At 71.3% G+C, this 6031-nt stretch carries 5 protein-coding genes; 3 read left to right on the forward strand and 2 right to left on the reverse strand.

All coding sequences use genetic code 11. The features are described from left to right. Positions 1 to 931 (reverse strand): hypothetical protein (locus Q7W29_10070; GenBank protein ID MDO9172165.1); only part of this gene is annotated, 931 nt, incomplete at its 3' end. A gap of 215 nt (positions 932 to 1146) precedes the next feature. On the opposite strand from Q7W29_10070, the gene Q7W29_10075 reads away from it, so the two are divergent. Beyond that, on the forward strand, positions 1147 to 1773 hold the full coding sequence (locus tag Q7W29_10075; GenBank protein ID MDO9172166.1) for a hypothetical protein: 627 nt from the start codon (positions 1147 to 1149) through the stop codon (positions 1771 to 1773). Here the strand turns inward: Q7W29_10075 and Q7W29_10080 are convergent. Next, complete coding sequence (locus Q7W29_10080; protein MDO9172167.1) at positions 1770 to 2765, reverse strand: HNH endonuclease; 996 nt, start codon at positions 2763 to 2765, stop codon at positions 1770 to 1772. The two genes, Q7W29_10075 and Q7W29_10080, sit on opposite strands and share 4 nt — an antisense overlap. A gap of 300 nt (positions 2766 to 3065) precedes the next feature. Here Q7W29_10080 and Q7W29_10085 point away from each other — a divergent pair, with 300 nt between their 5' ends. After that, positions 3066 to 4208 carry an efflux RND transporter periplasmic adaptor subunit gene (locus tag Q7W29_10085; protein MDO9172168.1) on the forward strand — a complete coding sequence of 381 codons (1143 nt, stop codon included), beginning with the start codon at positions 3066 to 3068 and terminating at the stop codon, positions 4206 to 4208. Then, positions 4208 to 6031: efflux RND transporter permease subunit (locus Q7W29_10090; protein ID MDO9172169.1), on the forward strand; the 1824-nt coding region annotated here is incomplete at its 3' end. The genes Q7W29_10085 and Q7W29_10090, both read left to right, overlap by 1 nt.

A 6031-nucleotide genomic window follows, 5' to 3' on the forward strand; every position in this document is an offset into this window, starting at 1 on the left:
GCACCACGGCGTCGTAGCCCTCGGCGCGCAGCGTCTCGATGAGCTGCTCCTGGTTCAGCATCTCGTAGAGCACGTCCCAGCCCATCGTGTCGTCGAGGTCGAAGCCCTCGACCACGACCACGGGGTTGGCCAGCTGGGTGCGGCCCTCGGCGAGGTAGACGTAGGCCGAGCCGGCGCCGGCGGCGCCGTCGTAGGGCACGCTCTCCGTGACGGGCCAGGTCGTGGTGGGCTGGGGGGTCTTCTGCGCGGCGACCTCGAGCGTGAAGGCGGCGTGGCGCAGGGCGCCGTCGGGCGTCGTCGCGCGCAGGCGCAGCGTGTGGATGCCCGTGGCGGTGTAGCTCGCGGTGAGCCGGCCATCGGGGCCGACGTCGCGCCAGCCGCCGCCGTCGTCGGGGTCGACCTCGAGGCGCGGCGGCAGGCCGCCGACGCACAGGTCGGCGGCGAAGGACAGCTCGATCCGGGCGCCGCGGTAGGTCACGGGGCGCAACGCGGCGGCGGCGAAGACGCGGCCGGCGACGACGTCGGCGCGGGACCAGGTCTGCCGGTCGGCGGGCGAGCCGGGCCGCAGGCGGTCGTAGGCCGCATCCAGCAGGGCGACCGGCACGACCTCGGGCGCGGCTTCCAGCAGCGCGCGCCGCTCCAGGTCGCGCGGCTCGGGCCAGCCGCGCGCGATGACGCTGGCGCGGCGCAGCTCGAAGAGCATCTGGCGCCACAGGCCGGTCGTGGCCGCGGGCGCGTCCGGAGCGCCGTCGAAGCGCTCGAGACCGGACAGGGGGGCGGCCAGGTCGACGAGCGTGCCGGTCGGGACGTCGGCGGCGGTCAGCCCGGACGGCAGTACGGGTGTCGCCGCGGGGGGACGAGCCGAGGCGAGGACGGGCACCGCCGGGCACAGGAGCAGCAGGACGACGAAGGCGATCCGGATGCGGGGCATGGCACTTCCTTCGGGGTGGTTCACGGCGCGCGGCCGTCGGCGTCTGCGGAGTCTAGCACATGCGGTTCCCAGCCGATCGGGCGTCCACATCAGCATGCCACGAATTCGGATAAATTCAGACCACTATTGCTTCCGACACGCCGGACATGTCATGATTGGCGACACGCTTCGGCAACCAATCAGGTCCCGGTCGCGGGCAACGACAGGAGAACTGCATGAATAACAACAAGTTCATCGCCATGGCGGCCATGGCGATGCTGGCGGCATCGACCGTGTCCGCCCAGGTCTGGACCGAGGACGGCGACGCCGGCGAGCTGCTCGGCACAGCGCAGATCACGCTCGGCGCCGGTGGCCTCGCCACCATCGACGGCATCCTCGCGGAGCATGATGACGTCGATGTCTACTGCATCCAGCTGACGGCCACGCCGCCGGCGGGCCTCCCCCTGGTCTCCCTGCAGTGCGCCCTGGACGCCGGCCCGAGCCCCTGGCTGTTCGACGCCGCCGGCCTCGGGGTGCGCGCCAACCAGATCTGCGCGGGCGGCATGAAGATCCTCACGGCACCGAACGTGTCGCTGGCGCCGGGCCTGTACTACGTCGCGGTGTCCCACAACGACCACACTCCGTCGTCGGCCGGCGGCGTCATCTGGCAGACCCCGGTCTTCGGACCCACGAGCCCCGACGGCTCGGGGGCGGGTAGCGGGCTGCTGAACTGGATCGGGCCGCTGACGTTCGTGCCGCCGACCACCTACCAGATGTCGCTGGGCTGGATGACCTACTGCGACGGGGCCACGCCCGCGGAGCAGGCCTCTTGGAGCACGCTCAAGTCGATGTACGGCGACTAGCGCGTCGGATCGGCGGCGGCGGCTTTCAGCGCCTCTTCGCGCTCGTGCAGCGCGCGATGGCAGCGGCCGCAGAGCGTGATCAGGTTGTCGGGAGTCGTGCGTCCGCCCGTCCCAACGGGAGTGCGGTGATGGACCTGGAGGTGCTGGGTGTGGCCGCAGCCATCGACTTGGCAGCGATGACCATCGCGGGCCAGGACGAGGCGCCGCATCCGCGGCGGCACTGCCCGGCGCAGGCTCCCATCGGGTCCCTGCACTTCGGCTTCGCAGGCGGCGCTTGCGAGAAGCGCGGCGGAGACGGCCAGGTCGCCGCGTGACGTGGCGACCGCGGCCGACCGGCAATCCGGGCACTGCCGGATCGCGAGCCGCACGACGACCCCGGCGCCGCCCTGCTCGATCAACCCAGCCAGGAGTTCATCCGTCGGCACCCCCGGGGTCGCGACCCGCGCGGCGGCCAGCCAGGCTTCCCAGATCGCGAAGCGGTCGTCGTGGAAAGCGACGGTGACGAAGTGGGACTTCGGCACGGATGACGGAGGCGGGACGAAGGCTGCGCGGCGTGGCGGTGACGACGCGATCGGCTTCACGGGCGTTGATACCCGCCTGACCACTTCGGCCAGCGAACGCACGGACAGGCCTTTGGCGGTGTCGATCCACGCCTGCTCGGTCGCCGGCGTCGCGGCGCGGCACAGCAGTTTGGCCTGCGACCAGTTCAAGTCCCCATTCTCGATGCCCGCCGCGACGCCGGGAAGCAGCGGCAAACGTCGGGCAAGCTCCAGGAAGCTGTTGCATTGAGCGCGGGTCAACCCCGCTTCGGCGGCCGCATATTCCGCGATCGTGCGATAGCCGAGCACGCCATGGACATTGCGGTTCCGGATCTGGAGCAAGTAGTGGCAACTGCGGACGAGCCCTCGTTTGAGCTGCTGGACCGATTCGACGAAGCTGTGATGAAGGGCCAGTTCCGCTGGGGTCGCCGAAGTGGGGATCGACTCACTCATCGGGCCTCATTTGATGAAATGCTAGTGCTTCATCATGACGTCACCACGATTTCTGACATTTGCTCAAATTGGACTAGTGGCGGTCAGCGGCGTTGACTCGGATCGCGCTGCGGCTTGTTCCGCAGGCTTCATGCCGATTTCCGGTGATTTCCTGCAACCCCGCCTCCCCCCCGCCGTCCTAGACCGATCCCCGCCGGGCGGCGATTGTCAAATCCGCTCCGGTGGTAGATCTTGTAGCGTTCGCCGATCTCCGCGCCCCCGCCCGGGCCCGGCCGCAACCAGTGAAGGGATCGCAGACCCATGACGATCGCGAAACTCCCCCGCTTCCTCCTGTTCGCGCTCCTCCTGGCGGCCGCCGCCGGTTGCGGTGGCGGCAAGCAAGACGCTCCCGCCGGAGGCGCGCAGGCCGAGGCCCGCGCCGGCGGTCCCGGGGGCCAGCCCGAGGAGCCGGCCGTGCCGGTCGCCGTGGCGCCGGCGGAGCTGGGGGCCATCTCCAGCTACTACAAGGCGACCGCGACGCTGGAAGCCGAGAAGGAGGCGCAGGTGCTCGCCCGCGTCGCCGGCGTGATCGCGGCCCTGTCCGCCGAGGAGGGCGACCGGGTGGGCGCGGGGGCCGCGCTGCTGCGCATCGACAACAACGAGTACCGCCTGCGCGCCGACCAGGCCGCGGCGGCGGCGGCGAACCTCCGCACGCGCTTCCAGCGCCTGCAGGCCATGCGCGACGAGGACCTGGCCACGGTCGAGGAGTTCGAGGCCGCCCGCAGCGAGCTGGCCCGGGCCGAGGCCGACGAGGGGCTCGCGCGCCTGAACCTGTCCTACACCGAGGTGGTCGCGCCCTTCGGCGGGCGCGTGACGCGCCGCCTGGCGAGCGTCGGCCAGAACGTGTCGGTCGGCACGCCGCTGTTCGCGCTGGCCGACTTCGACCCGCTGCTGGCGAAGGTCCACGTGCCCAGCCGCGAGTTCAACAAGCTGCGGCAGGACCAGGCCGTCGAGCTGGTGCTCGACAGCGTCGGCCAGCGCGTGCAGGGGCGCATCAAGCTGATCAGCCCGGTCATCGACCCCGCCAGCGGCACGATCAAGATCACGATCGAGATCCCGGACTACCCCGAGGGCACGCGCCCCGGCGACTTCGCCCAGGTGCAGATCGTCACCGAGCGGCGCGAAGGCGCGGTGCTGGTGCCGCGGTCGGCCGTGCTGACGGACAAGGGCGAGACCGTCGTCTACGTGGCGGCCGGCGGGGGCGAAACGATTGGCGGGGGCGAAACGACTGGCGGGGACGGGGCGACCGCCGAGCGCCGCGTCGTCGAGGTCGGGTTCACCGACGACGAGCGGACCCAGATCCTGAGCGGCCTGGCGGCGGCGGAGCGGGTCGTGGTCAAGGGCCAGCGCTCGCTGAAGCACGGCTCGAAGCTGAAGGTCCTCGCCGAGGGGGCCGGCTCCTGATGCGCGCGTTCGTCGATCTCGCCGTCCGCCGCCGGGTCAGCGTCGTGATGGCGGCGCTGGCGATCATCGTCTTCGGCGTGGTGGCCTACGGGCGGCTGGCGCTGGAGCTGTTCCCCGACATCACCTACCCCTCGCTCACGGTGCGGACCGAGTTCCCCGACACGGCGCCCCAGGAGGTGGAGAACCTCGTCACGCGGCCGGTCGAGGAGTCCGTCGGCGTGCTGCGCGGCCTGCAGTCGATCCACTCGGTGTCGCGGCCCGGCATGTCGGAGGTCACGCTCGAGTTCGAGTGGGGCGCGGACATGGACCTGCTGTCGATGGAGGTCCGCGAGAAGCTCGACCGCCTGCTCCTGCCCGCCGAGACCACCGACCCGGTCGTGCTGCGCTACGACCCGAGCCTGGACCCCATCATCCGGCTCGCGCTGTCGGGCACCGATGACCTGACCGTGCTGCGCCGGCTCGCCGACAAGCAGCTCAAGCAGGACTTCGAGACGCTCAAGGGCGTGGCCGCGGCGCAGATCAAGGGCGGCTTCGAGGAGGAGATCCAGGTCGACGTCGACCAGGACCGCCTCGCGGCGCTGGGGCTCCCGCTCGAGGCGGTGCGGCAGGTGCTGGGCGTGGGCAACGTCAACCTGCCCGGCGGCGCCCTGCGCGGGCGCGACGACCAGTTCCTGATCCGCACCATCAACGAGTACGACGACGTCGCGGAGATCGCCGACCTGATCGTGCGGCGCGACGAGCGCGGCGTGGTGCGCATCGGGGACGTGGCCGAGGTGCGGCGCGGCGTCAAGGAGCGCGAGGAGATCACGCGCGTGGACGGCGCGGAGTCGGTGGAGATCTCCCTCTACAAGGAGGGCGACGCCAACACCGTGACGGTGGCCAAGCGCCTGCGCGAGCGCCTCGCGGCCTGGCAGGACGGCAAGCTGCCGCCGGGCACGCAGCTGACCGTGCTGTTCGACCAGTCGCACTTCATCCAGCAGTCCGTGGACGAGGTGCGCGACGCCGCCCTGGTCGGCGGCCTGCTGGCGATCCTGGTGCTGATGCTGTTCCTGCGCGACCTGCGCAGCACGCTGATCATCGCCACCTCGATCCCGATCTCGGTGGTGGCGACCTTCGTCGCCATGTACAAGCTCGACATCACCATGAACGTCATGTCGCTGGGCGGGCTGACCCTGGGCATCGGCATGCTCGTGGACAACTCCATCGTGGTGCTCGAGTCGATCTACCGGCGGCGCCGCGAGGGGGCCTCCCTCTACCGCGCGGCCGTGGACGGCACCTCGGAGGTCGCCGCCGCGGTGACCGCCTCGACCCTGACCTCGGTCGCGGTCTTCGTGCCGATCGTGTTCGTCGAGGGCATCGCCGGGCAGCTCTTCCGCGACCAGGCCCTGACGGTGACCTTCAGCCTGCTGGCCTCGCTGGTGGTCGCCATCACGCTGATCCCCATGCTGAGCGCGGCGGGGTCCAGGCTGCCGGGCGACGCGGAGCGCCGGCGGGAGACCGCCGCCGCCGTCCCGGTCGACGACGAGTTCGCGATCCTGCCCGCGGCGACGATGACCCTCGGCCGCTTCTCCATCGGCTTCGACGCCCTGCTGCGGACCTCGCTGCGCCGCAAGTGGCTGACGCTCGGGATCGGGTTCGCCCTGTTCGCCCTGTCCATGGCCGCCGTGCCGCTGCTGCAGACAGAGCTGATCCCCCAGCTCAGCGAGGGCGAGTTCTTCTTCGAGGCCACCCTGCCCGAAGGCGCCTCGCTCGCGGCGACGGACCGCGCCCTGCAGGTCATGGAGCGGGCGGCCGCCGCCGAACCCGGGGTGGCCGTGCAGTAC

This window comes from bacterium (genome assembly GCA_030654305.1).
GTDB lineage: Bacteria > Krumholzibacteriota > Krumholzibacteriia > LZORAL124-64-63 > LZORAL124-64-63 > PNOJ01.

Excerpts from the sequence above, each read along its gene's own strand:
- Q7W29_10080 (MDO9172167.1), bottom strand. The coding sequence starts at position 2,765 with ATGAGTGAGTCGATCCCCACTTCGGCGACCCCAGCGGAACTGGCCCTT.
- Q7W29_10085 (MDO9172168.1), top strand. The coding sequence starts at position 3,066 with ATGACGATCGCGAAACTCCCCCGCTTCCTCCTGTTCGCGCTCCTCCTG.
- Q7W29_10075 (MDO9172166.1), top strand. The coding sequence starts at position 1,147 with ATGAATAACAACAAGTTCATCGCCATGGCGGCCATGGCGATGCTGGCG.